This is a genomic window from Paenibacillus sp. Marseille-P2973, from assembly GCF_018101095.1.
Taxonomy (GTDB): Bacteria; Bacillota; Bacilli; order Paenibacillales; family Paenibacillaceae; genus Fontibacillus; species Fontibacillus vini.
This window is the reverse complement of the sequence record NZ_JAGQEH010000001.1, coordinates 151,259-169,144: the sequence shown is the minus strand read 5'-3', so window position 1 is coordinate 169,144 and position 17,886 is coordinate 151,259. Positions and strand designations below refer to the sequence as shown.

The 17,886-nt window shown below is 52.5% G+C and carries 17 protein-coding genes; 13 read left to right on the top strand and 4 right to left on the bottom strand.

The genetic code is table 11. From position 1 onward, the window contains the following. Nucleotides 1–22: 22 nt before the first annotated feature. Both KB559_RS00815 and KB559_RS00810 read left to right on the top strand, forming a co-directional pair. Nucleotides 23–268, top strand: a complete 246-nt coding sequence (locus KB559_RS00815) for an HPr family phosphocarrier protein (RefSeq protein WP_211019698.1) — start codon at nt 23–25, stop codon at nt 266–268. A 153-nt stretch (nt 269–421) separates the two neighbouring features. Beyond that, nucleotides 422–709: an Fpa/YlaN family protein gene (locus tag KB559_RS00810; protein ID WP_211019697.1), complete on the top strand. Its 288-nt coding sequence runs from the start codon at nt 422–424 to the stop codon at nt 707–709. A gap of 76 nt (nt 710–785) precedes the next feature. Here the strand turns inward: KB559_RS00810 and cax are convergent, their stop codons facing one another. Then, on the bottom strand, nt 786–1,856 hold the full coding sequence (gene cax, locus KB559_RS00805) for a calcium/proton exchanger (protein WP_211019696.1): 1,071 nt from the start codon (nt 1,854–1,856) through the stop codon (nt 786–788). 131 nt (nt 1,857–1,987) lie between these two features. Between cax and KB559_RS00800 the strand changes: the two genes are divergently transcribed. After that, a complete protein-coding gene (locus tag KB559_RS00800) occupies nt 1,988–2,350 on the top strand; it encodes an Asp23/Gls24 family envelope stress response protein (protein WP_211019695.1) in 363 nt (120 codons plus the stop codon). Nucleotides 2,351–2,480: 130 nt separating this feature from the next. On the opposite strand, the gene ftsW is transcribed toward KB559_RS00800, so the two are convergent. Further along, nucleotides 2,481–3,728 carry a putative lipid II flippase FtsW gene (gene ftsW / locus KB559_RS00795; RefSeq protein ID WP_211019694.1) on the bottom strand — a complete coding sequence of 416 codons (1,248 nt, stop codon included), beginning with the start codon at nt 3,726–3,728 and terminating at the stop codon, nt 2,481–2,483. 12 nt (nt 3,729–3,740) lie between these two features. Then, a complete protein-coding gene (locus KB559_RS00790; RefSeq protein ID WP_211019693.1) occupies nt 3,741–4,082 on the bottom strand; it encodes a YugN family protein in 342 nt (113 codons plus the stop codon). Between the two features lie 208 nt (nt 4,083–4,290). On the opposite strand from KB559_RS00790, the gene KB559_RS00785 reads away from it, so the two are divergent. From KB559_RS00785 to KB559_RS00745, 9 genes are all read left to right on the top strand, one after another. Next, a complete protein-coding gene (locus tag KB559_RS00785; RefSeq protein WP_211019692.1) occupies nt 4,291–5,475 on the top strand; it encodes an amidohydrolase in 1,185 nt (394 codons plus the stop codon). A gap of 44 nt (nt 5,476–5,519) precedes the next feature. Further along, complete coding sequence (locus KB559_RS00780; protein WP_211019691.1) at nt 5,520–5,945, top strand: CBS domain-containing protein; 426 nt, start codon at nt 5,520–5,522, stop codon at nt 5,943–5,945. 117 nt (nt 5,946–6,062) lie between these two features. Then, nucleotides 6,063–7,751, top strand: a complete 1,689-nt coding sequence (locus KB559_RS00775) for a DNA repair helicase XPB (RefSeq protein WP_211019690.1) — start codon at nt 6,063–6,065, stop codon at nt 7,749–7,751. Next, a complete protein-coding gene (locus KB559_RS00770) occupies nt 7,748–9,622 on the top strand; it encodes a helicase-associated domain-containing protein (RefSeq protein WP_211019689.1) in 1,875 nt (624 codons plus the stop codon). The genes KB559_RS00775 and KB559_RS00770 overlap by 4 nt, the downstream gene beginning before the upstream one ends. Before the next feature lie 110 nt (nt 9,623–9,732). Further along, entirely contained in the window at nt 9,733–10,173 is a 441-nt protein-coding gene (locus tag KB559_RS00765; protein ID WP_211019688.1) for a YlbF/YmcA family competence regulator, read from the top strand. Between the two features lie 43 nt (nt 10,174–10,216). After that, entirely contained in the window at nt 10,217–10,480 is a 264-nt protein-coding gene (locus tag KB559_RS00760; RefSeq protein WP_211019687.1) for a YlbG family protein, read from the top strand. A gap of 241 nt (nt 10,481–10,721) precedes the next feature. After that, nucleotides 10,722–11,159, top strand: a complete 438-nt coding sequence (locus KB559_RS00755; protein WP_211019686.1) for a hypothetical protein — start codon at nt 10,722–10,724, stop codon at nt 11,157–11,159. An 88-nt stretch (nt 11,160–11,247) separates the two neighbouring features. Beyond that, nucleotides 11,248–12,153 (top strand): selenium metabolism-associated LysR family transcriptional regulator, encoded by a 906-nt coding sequence (locus KB559_RS00750; protein WP_211020196.1) that lies wholly within the window; start codon nt 11,248–11,250, stop codon nt 12,151–12,153. An 18-nt stretch (nt 12,154–12,171) separates the two neighbouring features. Continuing rightward, the gene (locus KB559_RS00745; RefSeq protein ID WP_211019685.1) at nt 12,172–13,041 is read left to right on the top strand and encodes a PHP domain-containing protein; all 870 of its coding nucleotides are present in this window, start codon (nt 12,172–12,174) and stop codon (nt 13,039–13,041) included. Between the two features lie 56 nt (nt 13,042–13,097). Here KB559_RS00745 and KB559_RS00740 read toward each other — a convergent pair whose 3' ends face one another. Next, nucleotides 13,098–14,876: an Rqc2 family fibronectin-binding protein gene (locus tag KB559_RS00740; RefSeq protein WP_211019684.1), complete on the bottom strand. Its 1,779-nt coding sequence runs from the start codon at nt 14,874–14,876 to the stop codon at nt 13,098–13,100. 183 nt (nt 14,877–15,059) lie between these two features. Here KB559_RS00740 and KB559_RS00735 point away from each other — a divergent pair, with 183 nt between their 5' ends. After that, nucleotides 15,060–17,858 carry a calcium-translocating P-type ATPase, SERCA-type gene (locus tag KB559_RS00735; protein WP_211019683.1) on the top strand — a complete coding sequence of 933 codons (2,799 nt, stop codon included), beginning with the start codon at nt 15,060–15,062 and terminating at the stop codon, nt 17,856–17,858. Nucleotides 17,859–17,886 lie beyond the last annotated feature (28 nt).

Below are 17,886 nucleotides of genomic sequence, written 5' to 3'. Positions count from 1 at the left end.
AGTTAGACACGGAGGGATCGCTATGGCCACTAACAATGAAGCAGTTGTGGAAATTGCTCAAACAGCAGGAAAGTATACTTCATCCATTGTACTGCAAGCGGACAACAAGTACATTGATGTTAAAAGTATCCTCGGTCTTTTTACTACCCTGGTGAACACGAAGAGTTATGAATTGCATGTTCACGGACCGGATGCGGAAGAAGCTAAAGCTGCTGTAGCTGAAGTATTCGCAAAACACGGCTTGGACGTGAAAATAGTGGCTGAATAAGCTAGTTCTGGAAATACTCCTGCCCTATCGGGGCGGGAGTATTTTTATATGTTAGCCGTTTATTTGGCGAGGTTCTTGTATTGGTCCCCGATTTCGTCTAATATTATGAATAGAGTAGATGTGTGGATTTTGGAGGACATAGGGGGGATGAACATGACTTCATCTGATTTACAGGAGCAACTGAATCTCAAAGCGCTCAATCTTCTGAAAGAAGATGCGGATAAAATAGAAAAGCTGATCGAAGTTCAGATGGAGAATCTGGCTACGCGTTACTGCCCACTCTATGAGGAAGTATTGGATACCCAGATGTACGGGTTCTCCAGGCAGGTCGATTATGCAGTGCGCATCGGATTGGTTCAGGAGACGGTAGGCAAACAGATCTTGAGCAGACTGGAACGTAATTTGGCTACGCTTTATGAGGCCATGAACAATAAAAATTAAAAGCCGGCATATAGCAAAAAGCGCATGACCTTGAAATCAAGGGCATGCGCTTTTTTTTGCAGCGAGGTGGATGGAACTATACCAGATAAAAAGAGAAACCGAGAATGCAATAAACCGCAATCAGAAGTAAGCCTTCATACCAGTTGGTCTGGCCGTCCTGGGTGATCGATTTCGCGATAAAAACAGCGACGCCGATCGCGGCAAGCTCGATGACCGTGAAGACAATGTCCATCGGTTTGCCGAACAGATGGCTGATGAAGATCAGTACCGGTGCAACGAACAGGGCGATTTGCAAGCTGCTGCCCACTGCGATTTCGACGGCGGCACCGATTTTGTTCTTCATGGCAAGCATGATGGCTGCGCTGTGTTCGGCGGCATTACCGACAATCGCTACGACGAAGGCGCCAACGAATATTTCGCTCAAGCCGAACTTGGTTGAGAAGGTATCGAGACTATGTACGAGCCATTCGCTGACAAACGCCACCATGACTGTAGCGACGACCAGGTACAAAATCGAACGCTTCTTGGACCAAGCCGGTTCGTGCTCATGCGGAAGCTCCTGATCTTGGCTTTCGGTAACCTCGGCAAGATAATTCTTATGGGTGATCATGGAGAAGACCAGCCAAAGGATATAGGCCACAATCAACACACCCGCAACGACGAGACTGAGGACATTCCGGTCTTCTTCGTGCAAGACGTGTGTATTCAGGAAGATGGCGGGAACAAACAGGGCGATGATGGCCACAATCATCAGGGAGCCGTTCATTCCGGCAAGGGAAACATTGTACTTCTGAACTTTGTACTTCAATCCGCCTGCGAACAGGCTGAGCCCAAGTACAAGCAGAAGGTTACCGATGATGGATCCGGTGATACTTGCCTTAACCATATCGAATTTGGCTTCCCTAATGAGCATGATGGCAATGATCAACTCGGCTGCGTTTCCGAAGGTGGCGTTCAAGAAGCCGCCCAGGCGCTGTCCCGCGTAATGAGCTACGCTCTCCGTTGCTTTGCCCAGGAAACCGGCGACAAAGATGACCGCAACCGCGGAGATGATGAATTCCAAAGTTGCCGACCAATGAGCGTAATGTCCAATGGCGCTTAGTACGAAGAAAAGGACGAGCAGTCCGGGAGATAAGTATTTTTTCATTTCAACACCTCCAAATTCAATATAACCAATAACGTAGTGATTATAAACGAAAGTTAGAAAATGGTCTATATTTGCTTAAAAGGAAATTAGCATTTACAATGAAGAATAATGAGGTTGAAGGAGGAATGACCATGACCGAGCAGTTGCAACTCGATATGGGGCTTATTCGGATTTCAGATGACGTTGTTTCCAAAATTGCCGGAATGGCTGCCTTGGAAACTCCTGGTATAGCTGCTATGTCCGGGGGATTATCTGAAGGATGGGCCAAACGATTAAGCGGCAAAAACGTGCAAAAGGGCGTTACCGTGGAAGTCGGTCAATTGGAAGCGGCGATCGATCTCCGGATCATCGTGCTGTACGAGACTCCGATTCATGAAGTATGCCGGATGCTGCAGCAAAATGTACGGGAAGCTGTGGAAAACATGTCCGGACTGAAGGTTGTTGAAGTGAATGTCAAGGTGGAAGGCGTCGCTTTTAAGGACGACGAGCTTTGATAGAACGGGTAAACGATCAATTCAGACAGGGTTGCCTCTATAACATGGGGCAACCTATTATTTTTGACAAATGCAAAAGCGCGAGTAACGGGGGTCCCCGATTGCTCGCGCTTTTTACTTGAGTATGTGGTTAGCCCTGATGGCGTCTCCGGTGGCTCCAGTCGTACGAAGCGGATTCCTTAACAACGACGGATTTCGTTCTCTCCTGCTTGGTGGGAAGTGTGGATTCCCGCGAAATGCTCAGGACGATCCCCATAGCTACCATCATAACGAGCAGGGATGAACCCCCGTAGCTGATAAAAGGAAGCGTGACCCCGGTCACCGGAATCGTTCTCGTGACTCCGCCGATATTAATGAACGCCTGGATGGCGATCAGACCCATGATGCCGACGCCCATCAAAGTACCGAAGGTGCTGTGGGAGCGAAGGGATACAAGCAGGCCTCGCCAAATAAAGTAAATATAAAAAATCAGGAAGATAATAGTTCCGATAAATCCGAATTCTTCCCCGATCACGGAGAAAATAAAGTCGTTATAGGCATTCGGCAGATAATGCAGCTTCTGAATGCCTTGTCCGAATCCTGTCCCGGCAAATCCGCCGTGCCCGATCGCGGTCATGGATTGGATCAGGTTATAACCCGTATGTTGGGGATCTTCCCATGGGTCGAGGTATGCTTGAATTCTTCCCATCTTGTAGTTATTCTCCGCAGCGGCTGATTCGCTCGGATTGATCTTGTCCCATAGCGCTCCGACGCCCATGACGATACTGGCGCCCAGGATCAGCAGGGCGATCGATCCCATAATATGCTTCAGATTAGCGCCGCCCGCAAAAATGATCAGTCCCGCCGTTGCGACGAGAATGAGACAGGAGCCAAGATCCGGCTGGAGCATAATCAACCCGGCGACAAAGCCGACGATGACCATGACCGGAATGTAACCGGTCCGCAGATCTCGGAAGCGTTCGCCCTTTTTTGAAATAAGAGCCGACAAATACATGATGGTAGTAATCTTGGCCAATTCCGTCGGCTGGATGCCCAGCGTCCCGACTTTAAACCAACTGCTAGCACCGTTGATGCTCCCGGAAAAAGGAACGATCATCAGCAGGATGATCGCCAGAATAAATATCGGTACAAACAATTTCTTATATTTCTCATAAGGAATGTTCATCGAGATAAACATACCGATGAGGCCGACCGCCCCGAAGGCGATCTGACGTTTGGTGAAGTACATCGGGTCGTAATTAAATTTTTCGCTGACCTGAGCAACGCTGGAGCTGGAGCTGAACACCATGACAATCCCGAAGCCCACCATCAGCAAAGTGAGAATGAGAAGCTGGAAATCGGGAGTTCCGCGCCGGGGCTCTTCTTTGTTGTCTCTCATGGATGTTATGCCTTAGGCCTCCAAAAGTTGCTTCAGCTCGGCAAGCTTATGGCTGGCGGTCTTCATAACCAGCGCAGGAATTTCGGATTCGTATTCCAGACCGTGAGGGAAAGTGGCCCGCCCCATGTAGACCGCTTCAATGGCCAGAACCGTGTCCGGATGCTCCAATTTGCCTTCAACGGCGCGCGTATTAATGCGAAGGAAGTATTCTTCATTGTTAAACTCAATTTTATAATCGTATGTAGCTCTGTAATATTCCCATTGCCAGCGAATGAAGCCTACCTTCTCGGCAGATTCATCCAAATAGGCCAAATCGCTCTTAAGTCCATCCAAACCTGTATTTTCAACAATCATCTTTCCGAAGGCCTCCTCCAAAAGTTCGTAAAAAAGTCATGAAAGTTCTCTTCCCATGATATTATGTTTCCATCACTTGTGCAAGCATGGGAAAGCCTTGAAGAAAGTGACGTTTTCTCCAATTTGCCGCATGGAACGCCTCATATTAAGGAAGTCCGTTTTCTGATACAATGGGGGAAGGGATTTGCTGAAAAGGAAGTGAGGCAGAATGCAAAAGGAAGCGCTTCAAGCTTTGTTTCCATCCATGGTGGAGCACAGACGTTATTTGCACCGGCATCCGGAGCTGTCTTTTATGGAGAAGGAAACCTCCTCATTTGTCGCGGACCGGCTTCGCGGACTCGGGATTGAGGTTACATCCGGCATCGGAGGATTCGGATTGATCGGCATCATACGCGGCTCGAAGCCGGGCAAAACGGTGGCATTGCGGGCGGATATGGACGCCCTGCCGATTCAGGACGAGAAGCAGTGCGACTACGCCTCCCTGATGCCCGGTGTTATGCATGCATGCGGTCATGACGGGCACACGGCGGTCCTTCTTGCAGTGGCGGAATACTATAGTCGTCAAAAGGAAGAGCTAGAGGGAGAGATCCGGCTGATTTTCCAACCCGCGGAAGAGGTCTGCCCCGGAGGGGCGGTGTCGATGATTGAAGCGGGAGCGCTCAAGGGAGCGGACGTCATCTATGGTGTCCATTTATGGACGCCGATTCCTGTCGGTGTTGCCGGCAGCGCACCGGGACCGCTAATGGCCTCGACCGATGAATTTTTCATCGATATTCAAGGCCGGGGCGGACACGGAGGGATGCCGCATAGAACGATTGACAGCGTGGTGGCCGCTTCGGCTTTAGTGCTTCAACTGCAAAGTGTGGTTAGCCGATCGGTTGATCCTTTGAATCCGGCGGTGGTCACTATCGGCTCGATTCAGGGAGGGACCGCGCAGAATATTATCGCGGATCGCTGCCGTTTAGCCGGAACGGTCCGTTGCTTCGACGAAGAGACAAGAGCGTTGATCCGTACCCGGATTCATGAGATGGCCGAAGGCACGGCTGCGGCTTATGGAGCTGAAGCGGCTGTGGATTATATGCTGGGCTATCCGAGCCTGGTCAACGATCATCAAGAGTTCGAACGATTCTATGGAACTGCGGCTACTGCGGCTGGCCTACTGCCTGAGGTTTCGCCAAAAATTATGCCGGCCGAGGATTTCGCCTATTATTTAAGGGAGATACCGGGCTGCTTTATGCTTGTTGGAGCCGGAAATCCGGAGAAGGGCATTATTTATCCGCATCATCATCCCAAATTCGATATAGATGAAGCAGCAATGTTGCATGCGGCTGCGCTATTGATCGCTATGCGAGATTCATACTGCGCTGAACATGACTCATCCTCTGGCGCATAAAAATGTTCCCTCTTTGGAATTCTATGTCCGAAGGAGGGATGAACATGAAAAAAGTAAGCGAAATTATGACCCACGATGTAGTTACGGTAACTCCTGAAGACAATGTCTACGAGGTTGCCGTTAAAATGAAGCAGCATGGGACCGGATTTATCCCGGTGGTGGAAAAAGGCGGCGACAAGCTGATCGGAGTGATCACGGACCGCGATTTGGTAGTGCGGGGGATTGCGGAGAAGCACCCGGGATCCACGGCGGTTGAAGCCGTGATGACCAAGGGAATTAAAACAGCTTCGCCGGATACCTCGGTGGATGCAGCGGCCGAATTGATGGCAGAACAGCAAATCCGCCGCCTTCCTGTAACTGAGGGGGACCGGCTGATCGGCATCGTTTCGATCGGCGATCTGGCGGTACGAAACATATTTGCCGACAACGCCGGCGAGGCGTTGGCTGAAATTTCGGAACATGTGCACTAATCCAGCTTAACCCGATTGATAGGCGCGGGATAAGAAGTTCGCGGCCGATGGCTGTCGGGCTTCTTTTTAATATATAGAGATTCATGGATTCGATTTTGGATTGGAGGGTGACAGACGGTGAATACGAACGGAGCATGCATTGTGCAGCGGGATCTGACGATTTTGCTGGAAAAGAATCACCCCGGATTTGAGGACGCCCGGGCACAGTTGGCGCTTTTTGCCGAGCTGGTAAAAAGCCCTGCTCATTACCATACATACAGGATCACCCCATTATCACTATGGAATGCCGCCGCGGCCGGCAGATCAGCCGAAGAGGTCATCCAGGGACTGCGTCGATTGTCCCGATGGGAAATCCCCGGCGGAATTACGGAGGATATTGTCAAATGGATGTCCAGATACGGAAGTTTAAAGCTATACGGCTACGATAAGGAACCGGATCGCTTATGTCTGGAATGCGTTACGGGTGACCCCGGAGTGCTGGAGTCGTTGACCCGAGAGAAAGGGTTGGCCGGATTCCACATGAATCTGATCGACCCTTTACGGGCGCTGGTTCCATCCTTGTGGCGCGGAGCATTAAAGCAGGAGCTGGCTCGTCTCGGCTATCCTGTTCTGGATGAGGCAGGGTATCACCAGGGACAAACTTTATCTATCCAGCTAAGGCCTGTAACCGCCGGAGGAAAGCGATTTGACCTTAGACCTTATCAAGCGGAGGGCGTGGAGGCTTTCGCCGGAGATCAGGACAGCGGGGGAAGCGGCGTACTTGTACTCCCTTGCGGAGCCGGAAAGACGGTGATCGGTCTTGCGGCGATGGCGCATTTTCAAAGCGAAACCTTAATATTGACCTCTAACGTTACCTCGGTACGCCAGTGGATTACCGAAATTGCGGACAAGACGACTTTATCACCAGATGCCGTAGGCGAATATACGGGAGAGAGAAAGCATGTCCGTCCGGTAACGGTGTCGACGTATCAAATATTGACCCATCGCGGAAAGAAAGAGGATGGATTCAAGCATATGAGCCTGTTTAACGAGCGGGACTGGGGACTCATCATTTATGACGAGGTTCACCTTCTCCCCGCCCCTGTGTTTCGCGCTACCGCGGATATCCAGGCAACCCGCCGTCTTGGGCTTACCGCAACCCTGGTTCGGGAAGACGGCTGCGAGCGGGACGTATTCTCGCTGATCGGTCCGAAGCGTTATGAAGTGCCTTGGAGGGCGCTTGAGGAGCGCGGATTTATTGCCCAGGTGGAATGCGAGGAGGTTCGGGTAAGCATGCCTGCGGGTTTGAAAGAGCGATACATCCAGGCTGAAGGCAGAGAAAAATACCGGATTGCTGCGGAAAATCCCCGGAAAACCGAAATTGTAAAGCGGCTATTGGACCGCCATGCCGGAAGGCAGATTTTGATCATCGGGCAGTATTTGGACCAGCTGCGGGAAATTGCCCGATCATTGGACGTTCCGTTAATTACCGGCAGTATGCCGCAGGAAGAGCGGGGGAAATGGTTTTCGCAATTTCGCAAAGGGGAAATTCCCGTGCTTGCCGTGTCCAAAGTGGCTAATTTCGCGGTTGATTTGCCCGATGCGTCGGTAGCGATCCAGATTTCCGGGAGCTTCGGCTCACGCCAGGAAGAAGCGCAGCGGCTAGGGCGGATTTTGCGGCCGAAACAGGATGGCAGCGGCGCATTTTTTTATTCGCTTGTATCGGAAGAGACGCGTGAACAGGAGTTTGCCATGCGCAGACAGTTGTTTCTGATTGAGCAGGGCTATGAATATGTGGTGAGTTTCGAACGGGAGGAAGGAGCATGATCGGACATATTCTCCGGCGCTTCGCCGGACTTCCGTTCAAGCTGGAACGGTTGGATGAGGCGGCGTCAGGCCGGGTTACCGGGGCTGATTTGCGAGCGGCCCTACCCGGGCTTCTTCGAACCGGGGAACTGGCTGCGGTCAGGAAGGCCTGGGGCGAAAAGCTTTACTACATCCCTCCCGAGCGTTTGCCGCTGTTATGGGAGCAGGTTGAGCTCGCCGTCATGCCCCCCCATGACGGCGGTTCTGTGCACCTTCACAAGGAGGCGGGTCCGGGGCTGGTGCTTGATTTGTTCCGGGCGTTGACTTGGATCGCCCGGAACGGCCTGCCCATGACCTCCAAGGGTACAATTCACCAAAAATCGGTCGGTAAGCTGTCGGCCTACTTGTATTTGCAGGACCGGGATGTTGCCGGCCTTGGACTCAGATACCCACATCAGGAAGTATATCCTCCAGGGCTCGCCGTCGTGCTGGATTTACTCCAGTCACTCGGGCTCCTCACAAAGGAGCGGGCCTTATGGGGGCTGGATTCAAGCCGGCTGACAGCTTGGCTGGATCTGGAGCCGGAGATCATGGAGGCCGTCTTGTTCCGCGAGTTGCTGCACAGGTATGTTCCTGACGAAGTGGTCATCCAGCATGCCGTTTACAGGCTGACGCAGCGAGATTTCCGGGAAGGGGTCTGGTACGCGCTAAAGGATATGTATGCTTCCCTTCAAACGATGGGGATGACTTCGGAAGATTTGCCGGATCGGGTCACGGAATGGATCGAGAGCTGGGTGGATGCATTAAGCGGGTTCGGCTGGCTGGATATCGGTAAAAATTCCAAAGGATCAACGTTAGTCCGCTGGCGGCGTAAGCCGCAGCATGAGTTGCCGGAGAAAACGGCCGAAGTAGACCACATAGAGGATACGGCAGCAAACTATGAAGAGCCAGCACGGCCCTCCGGTGTGTTTTTCGTTCAACCGGATTATGAAATATTGGTTCCGCCCGATGTCTCTTACCGGATTCGTTGGGAGCTCGAAGCTTGCTGCGATAATCAGACGATGGATGCGATGTCCGTTTACCGGATCAGCAAATCCAGCGTGGCGCGGGCTGCTGAACTCGGCCGGACCCCAGATGTGGTGCTGGAGCTTCTTAAAGCCCATTCGGCGACGGGAGTTCCGGAAAATGTGTCGCTGGCCCTGGAGCAGTGGGCCGGTGAAATGGGCCGGATTGTGCTCGAGGAAAAGCTCCTGCTGCGTTGTCGAGATGAGGAAGCAGCCGAAACTGTCGCCGCTTTGCCGGCGCTTGCAGGGGTGCTGGAGCGGATCGGGCCGCGTGATTTTATCGTGGATGCCGGGCAAGATGCCAAGGTTCGCAGAGCATTGGAGGAAGCAAACCTGTCTCTGCCCAAGCCGCGCACTGCAGGTGCATCGGTTCACGAGTATCCAAAACTTGAGAAACCCGGATTAACGACCGTGTCGGACTTGTTAAGCGGCAAGTCCGAAGAGCGGGCATGGATTTTTAGCGGTCAGAATCTTCATTTTTACGACCGGTCTGATGAGGTGCCCGGGGCGGAACAATTATTTGCCGGCTTGAATGATATTCCTGTCATGTGGCGAAGCGAGATGAGGGATTATCATGCATCGACCGCAAGGAAAATGATGTCCCAGGCCATAGCATGGAAGACCAAAGTATCGCTGCGAATAGACGGGACGATTATGGAATTTATCCCGATCACTTTGACGGGAGAAGAGAAGTGGACCGTGCAGGGACATCTTTTTTCACAAGTTGACGGGCGGGACGGTGTGCAGGGAAATCTGACCGAACTAGGCCCGGGCCAATGGGAATCAATGCGCCTAATGCTGCCGGAAATGGTCGCCGGTAATGAATGAATTGGATAAAAACCGGAAATCCCCCCTCTTCTTCTTGAAAGCAGTTTGTGATATGATGAATTCGTCTACTTTCGGGTGGAATACTTTGAATAGAATCGAGTTGAAGATTCATGAGCGTAACGGAGATCAACACGGTCGACATGGCCGAGCTGCTTACAAACGCCTATGAATTAGGCGATATGATAAATCAGTCCGCCGCCGTTTCCGAGTATTTATATTGGAAGCGCCAGGTGGAGGAGGATGCCGATGTTCAGGTCCTCGTCAAGAAGTTGGCGTCGAAGAAGGAGCTTTTCGAGGAAACTCAGCGTTTCGGCCATTTTCATCCCAACTATCATGAGGCCAAGGATAAGGTGACCGAGGTCGAGATCGAGTTGGAGCAATTCGAGGCCGTGCGCCGGTTCAAGGCTGCGGAGAAAGAATTGGACGATCTCCTGCATCAAATGTCGGAAACGATCGCTTATGCCGTTTCGGAGAGCATTAAAGTGCCGAGCAACGATCCGAATCCAAAAGGCGGGGGATGCGGCAGCGGCGGAAGCTGTGGCTGCGGTTAAAAGCAAGAAGGATATTGAATCATCAGCAGTGGAGGGGAAAAACATGTTTCCGGAGCGTACAGGCTATATCATTTGGGTCAGCGATTTGAAGGCCGCAAGAAATTTGGACAAATACGGGAGCGTGCATTATTTATCCCGCCGAATGCATTATGTTGTGATGTATGTGAACGCCGAGCGGGCGGAAGAGACGATGAAGAATGTGAGAAAGCTTCCTTATGTTCGTAAAATCGAACGTTCCTACCGCAATGAAATCAAAACGGAATACAGCAAGGATACGGAAGACAAGACCCAATATTACGGTCTCTAGGTCTCTAACCTAATTGCATCACCTTACATGATTCAGCGGCCAACCGGCCGCTTTTTTTAATATTATCCGTCCTTCCCCGCGCACTATAAATAGAAGTTTGGCCCCCTAAGACGCCGTTAGGCGTCTTTCTTAATTTAGTCTTAGCAAGCGGGAAATTTTATTGTCGAATTGAAGGTAATGTTGTAGTATAGTAGGTAAATATACTTAGTTATAAAGACCTATTTGAATGCGAGGTGTTGGCATGAGAGACAAGGTTACGGAGCGATGGAAAACCTATGAAGCGTTTCATGTTCTACTAGGGGATAAGAGAGTCGCTGATATCGTCATAACTCATCATGCCAGGCTGCGGTATCAGGACCGGATTGACCGGAGCAGCGCCGGTGTGGATTACATAGCCCGATGGGCATGGGACTGTTTGAAGCAAGGGAGAATCGAGCCTTATTACCGAAAAGAAGAAGACGTCTACCTTGTGGACGACGATCTTGTTATGGTGGCGGAGTTTTCAGAAATTCCGGGTGAATTTGACGTCAATGGAAATCCGGTGCACCGTATGATTATCGTTACGTTTTTGGGCCGAATGTCGGAAACGATCGAACTGCGGGACCTGAAGTCTTACTATTCCTGGCTTCGTCATTCGCGGCGCATGACATTGATGAAGAACAGTCGCAAAAGGCGATAATATCTAATGCAAAGGCATGTTCCCGGGGGAGCATGCTTTTTTTGCGCTTTCCGTCATGATATTGTTAAGAGAGAAGGAGTGGCTAACCATGGCGTTAAATTACCACCAGCTTCATATTTTTTATACGGTCGCGGAGCGGGGAAGCTTTTCGGCAGCCGCACAGGCGCTTCATATGACACAACCCGCGGTGACGATGCAGATTCAGGCGCTGGAAGATTATTTCGGCAGCAAGCTGCTGGTCAGATCCACCAAAAAAATTGAACTCACGGAAGCGGGGCAGACGCTGTTTCCGTTCGCACGGCGAAGCATGGAGCTGATGCGGGAGACCGAAAAAACGATGTCCCGTTTTACGTCCATGCTGGAGGGCAGGCTTCAGTTGGGAGCCAGTCTGACGATTGGGGAGTATGTGCTTCCCCGGTTATTAGGTCCGTTTGGAAAAAAGCATCCCCATATCTCGATTGCCTTAAAAGTAATGAATACGACGCAAATTATAGAAGATATCGTCAGTCACCAGCTCAACTTTGGTCTGGTCGAGGCCCCGGTGCATCACCCCGATATGGTTTCCGAGCCGGTGATGGAGGATGAGTTGAAGCTAATTGTTCCATCCGGGCATCCTTTGTCCGGCAAAGAGCGGGTCAAGCTTCATGAGGTCGTGGCTTATCCGTTCGTACTCCGGGAGAAGGGGTCGGGAACGAGACAAGTGATGGAAGCGGAGCTGGAACGCCAGGGAATCAAGCCGGAGCGGCTGGAAACGGTAATGGAGCTTGGCAGCACCGGAGCCGTAAAGTCGGCGGTTGAGGCCGGCCTCGGCATTACGATCATCTCGCCGTCATCGGTTAAACACGAACAGGCGTTAGGTTTGCTTAAGGTGGTTGACATCGAGGACGCGGAATTCAAACGGAAATTTTACTCGATTCATTTAAAATCCACGCTATTGCCGGTTTCGGCGGTGACGTTTCTGACCTTTTTGAAGGCTCATCAAAAATCTTTTTAATTAGGAGGCGCGGATTCCATGAATGGAGAACATAATCAAAACGAGCGATATGATCTACATACCCATACCCGGGCATCCGACGGGATGAACAGCCCTGCCGAGAACGTTAGGCTCGCCAAGGAAAAGGGCTTGACCGGCCTTGCCATTACCGATCATGACACGGTGGCCGGGCTTCAGGAAGCTATGGAAGAGGGCGAGAAGCAAGGGGTTATCGTTGTACCCGGAGTTGAGATCAGTACCAGGGCGGGCGGTAAGGATATCCATGTGCTCGGGTACTTCCTGAATTTCAACAATTCGGTGCTCCTGGAGAGATTGGAAGGGCTCCGGGCGACGCGGGACGCAAGGAACGAACTGATTATCCGGAAGCTTCAAGATCTTGGGCTTGAAATTACACTGGACGAGGTCCTTGCCGGGCTCGACCGGACGCTGCGGGATGACGAAAGCCTTGGCCGACCGCATATTGCGGATGCGCTGGTACGCAAAGGGTATGCTGCCGATCTGCGGGATGCTTTTGACCGCTACTTGGGCGAAGGCAAGCCGGGATATGCCTCGCTTCCCCGGATCGCGCCCGAGGAAGCGATAGATTGGATTCGCGATGCGGGTGGAGTTCCCGTGCTCGCTCATCCGGGACTGTACGGGGATGATGATCTCGTGAGTGCGATCCTGGAGCGCGGACGGCCAGCGGGCGTGGAGGTGTATCATTCCGATCACGGACCGGAGGATGTGGAACGGTATTTGCTGCTCGCCGAGCGTTACGGATTGATACCGACCGGAGGATCGGATTACCATGGCGTCCGACAGGGCGTCGTATTTCACGGCGATCTCGGCAGCCGCCATGTTTCGGATAAATGCGTCGGGCTTTTGAAAGAAGCCGCGGGAATAAAATAAGTGATCCTGCCGGATCAACAAACAAAAGCGCCCAATAAGGGCGCTTTTTCGATGACTCAGGCGTTTTTCACGGTATGGGGCAGACCTTTGATCAGCTTCTCATCCGGCGTCACGAATAATGTGCGCTGATGGTCGTAAATTACGAAGCCGGGTTTGGCCCCGCTCGGTTTGCGGACATAGCGGATCAAAGTGCAGTCCACCGGTACGCTGCTGGACTCTTTGGCCTGGCTGAAATACGCGGCGAGCTGGGATGCTTCGTTCAGGGTAGGATCGCCGAAGTCGGAGCTGCGGATCACTACATGGGATCCCGGAATATCCTTCGTATGCAGCCAAGTATCGTTAGAACCTGCCAACCGATTGGTCACGTACTCGTTTTGAAGATTGTTTTTGCCGACACAGATTTCGATGCCTTCCGAAGACGTATAGACGTGCAGAGTAGGACGGTCGTTCTTTTTCTTCTTTTTGCCCTTCTTTGCTCTGTCCCGCAAATAGCCTTGCTGGATCAGTTCCTCCCGAATCTCATCGACATCGCTTAGCGTGGCATAGGCCAACTGCTGAAGCAATCCTTCCAAATAGGTGATTTCCTCGCGCGTTTTTCCCATTTGCTCGTCAATGACGGCCAAGCTGTTTTTAAACTTGTTGTATTTTTTAAAATAACGCTGAGCGTTCTCCGACGGGGTGAGCAGCGGATCGAGCGGGATCGTCTCCGTCTTCTGATCCTCGTCATAATAATTGACCAGATCGACGCTCCGGTCTCCCTTGGAGATGCTGTGCAAGGAGGGCAGCATGAGCTCGCCCCAAATCCGGTAGCGCTCCGCGTCTTCCGCTTCCGACAGGTCCTTCTCAAGATTGGACATCTTCTTGATGTTCTTATTCCGTTCATTTTGCAGGAAACGCAGCAGGTCGCTGGTCTTCTGTTTGACCGTATCCCGAAGGGCTTTCTCTCCGAAATAATCTTCCATACATTCGCTGATGGAGTCATAGGTCTGTACTTCTCCACGAATTAGCGTCAGCCGGACGGCGGAAAATACGCTCTTTCCTTTGGCATTCTCCCCGGTAACGGGGGAATACCGGTTCTCCCGAACATCCTTCATCAATGCCTCAAAAGCGGCCCAGAGCTGCTCCGGACTCTCATCCGGGCTTGGCTCTTCATTCTGATCCTGCTGCTGCCCGGCCAAATGGCCGTAAGCGCGGAAATGGACTTCTTCCGCAATCAGCGGACTGAGGCCGCTGAATGTGCCGACCAGCCAGCCCGGACCTTGATTTTCTTCCTTGGCTGTTTTCCAGGCGGAGAGAAAGTTCTCTTTGTTCGTGCTCAGCGGATCCAGCTTATGCTGCTGCGGCGGCTCCGTGTATGAGAAGCCCGGCATAACGACGCGATAGCCGCTGATGGCCGGTGTGACATGATGAATACCGTCGAGCTGCGTCCCGGTTGCGGGATCAAGCAGGATGATATTGCTGTGACGGCCCATCAATTCCACGACAAGCCGTTTCTGTGAAACGTCGCCCAGTTCATCGCGCTGGCGCACGTCGAAATGAATGATCCGCTCCATCCCGACCTGGGTAATCGCCTCGATGACCCCGCCTTCGCAATGCTTGCGAAGCAGCATACAGAACATGGGGGCTTCCATCGGATTCGGAAAAGATTGCTCCGTCAGCTGAACGCGCGGATACGTAGGATTCGCGGACAACAATAACCGCCGTGTTCCGCCTGCGGAACGCAGCTGGATGATGATGTCGTTAGGGGAAGGCTGATGTATTTTATTGATGCGGCCGCCAACGACCGCTTGCAGTTCATGAACTATCGAGCGAGTTACGATTCCATCAAGTGCCATAAAGTGATAATCTCCTGTCTATTCTCGTATAGAGGATTCATGCTCTCTCTTATGATACATAACTTCAGGCAAAAACTTAAGTGCCCCGCTGTGATAATTTGGGACTGGCCGGAATACATTTACCCTAGGTGGAAAAGCCTTCGCGCTGTATATCGCACAAAATACGGGAGGGGAATTGGGAGGATGGAACAAAAAAACTGGCACCAGTGGAGTGGGGAAGAGCTTCTGGAGCGGTTCGGCGTCAAGCGTGAACAGGGCCTGACCCAGGAAGAAGCGGCTCGAAGACATGAGGAGTACGGATGGAACGAGCTGTCGGAGGGGCAGCGGATTTCCCCGTGGCTGCTGTTTTTGAACCAGTTTAAAGATTTTATGATGCTCGTTTTGATGGGCGCCACATTAATCTCCGGCATTCTTGGCGAATACCTGGACGCCGTTACTATTATAGCCATCATCGTCTTGAACGGCGTACTCGGCTTCATTCAGGAATTCCGGGCCGAGCGCTCCCTTCGCGCTCTTAAGGAATTGTCCGCTCCGCATGCGAATGCGCTGCGGGACGGGACAGTTAGGCATATCCCGGCGAGGGATCTGGTACCGGGCGATATCGTGGCATTGGAGAGTGGAGACCGGATTCCGGCGGATATCCGCTGGCTGGTTACGCACAGTCTTGACGTGGAAGAGTCGGCGCTGACAGGGGAGTCGCACCCGGTTGGCAAGCACGCGGGAACGCTCAGTGAAGCTGAAGTTCCGCTGGGCGATCAGAAGAACATCGGGTTCATGGGCACGATGATTACGCGCGGCAGCGGACGGGGCATTGTTATCCGTACGGGCATGGACACCGAAATGGGCAAAATCGCCGATTTGATCCAAAGCACCGACAGCCAAGAGACTCCACTGCAAAGAAGGCTGGAGCAGCTCGGGAAAATTTTGATCTACCTGGCTCTCGGTCTGACGATTATGGTGGTGCTTGTCGGAATCATGCACGGCCAACCGGCCGGAGCGATGTTCCTTGCAGGTGTAAGCTTGGCCGTAGCGGCCATTCCGGAAGGGCTTCCCGCCATCGTCACGATCGCGCTGGCTTTGGGTGTACAGCGAATGATCAAACGCAAGGCGATCGTCCGCAAGCTGCCTTCCGTTGAAACGCTGGGCTGCGCCTCCGTCATTTGCTCGGATAAAACGGGTACGCTGACGCAGAACAAAATGACGGTCACTAGAGTTTGGGTAGAGGGCCGTTCCATGGAAGTCACCGGGGAAGGCTATGAACCCGTCGGACATATTATGGAAAATTCACATCCTGTCGACCTGAAGAAGGATCAAAGTCTCCGCCGTCTCCTGCAAGTCAGCGCTCTGTGCTCGAACGCGGTCATTTTCGAAGCGGATCCGGATGTGCGCGGACGTAGGAAGGCGAAGGAAGAAGGTCCTGTAACCCAGTGGAAGCTCAAGGGGGATCCTACGGAAGGAGCACTAGTCGTTCTGTCTTCGAAAATGGGGCTTTCCCCGGAATCATTAAGCGCGTCATACCAGCGTCAGCAGGAGTTTCCGTTTGATTCCCAGCGGAAAATGATGTCGGTCGTCGTTGCTCACCAAGGCGGGAAAATGGCGCTTGTAAAGGGCGCTCCCGATATGCTGCTCGATAAATGTTCGTACATTTTATGGGAAGGCAAAGTCGTACCGTTTACGGGGACGCTGCGGGGCAGAGTGCAAGCGGAAAACGAAGAGATGGCGCGCGGTGCGCTGCGCGTTCTGGGGCTTGCCTATCGGGATGTAAAACCGCATGAGAACTTGGATAACGAGGAATGCATGGAATCGCAGCTCATCTTTGTCGGTCTGGCCGGGATGATCGATCCGCCTCGCCGCGAAGCGCGGGATGCGATTGCGGTTTGCCGCCGGGCGGGCATCAAGACAGTGATGATTACCGGCGACCACCGACTGACCGCAGAGGCGATTGCGAACGATCTCGGCATCCTGCCTCGCGGAGGAGCATCCATGTCCGGCAGGGAGCTGGCTTTACTCAGTGACGAGGAACTGGATCGCCAGGTGGATCAAACTTATGTTTATTCCAGGGTTTCCCCGGAGCATAAGCTCCGGATCGTCAAATCGCTTCAACGCAAAGGACATGTCGTGGCGATGACGGGCGATGGGGTTAATGACGCGCCGGCAATCAAGGCTGCGGACATCGGCATCGCTATGGGCATCACGGGAACGGACGTATCCAAGGAAGCTTCCTCGCTTATTCTCAGCGATGACAATTTCTCTTCGATTGTAGCGGCGATTGAAGAGGGCAGAAATATTTACGAGAACATACGAAAATTTATTCGTTATTTGCTGGCCTCCAATGTCGGTGAGATCTTAACGATGCTGTTCGCCATGCTGGCGGGCTTGCCTCTGCCTCTTCTCCCGATTCAAATATTATGGGTCAATCTCGTCACGGACGGATTGCCTGCGATGGCGCTCGGGGTGGATCAGCCCGAGAAGGATTTGATGGAGCACAAGCCTAGAGGGGCTAACGAGAATATATTTGCCAGACGGCTCGGCTGGAAAATTCTCAGCCGCGGGTTGTTGATCGGGCTGTGTACTCTGGGCGCGTTCTGGGTGACTTTAAGGATTGCTCCGGACGATCCGGCACAACTGGCATTGGCGCAATCGGTCGCCTTCGCCACGCTGGTCATGGCGCAATTGATCCATGTGTTCGACTGCCGCAGCTCCCGCTCGATTTTCCACCGTAATATTTTGCAAAATCGCTATCTCGTCGTGGCTGTGCTGTCATCCGTCCTGCTGCTCCTCGGAGTTATGTATATTGAGGCGTTGCAGCCGATCTTCAAGACCGTGCCGCTCGGCACCCGCGAATGGGCGATTTCCCTGGTAGCCGCCGGTATTCCGACCTTCCTGATGGGTGCGGGCAGCGTATGGTCCGGCAAACGCCGCCGCAAATACAACGGGCCGCGTCCGATGGTCACCGCGAAAAGTACAAATATTCGTGCATAGAATCAATACCATTCCGCCCCGCTGAAAG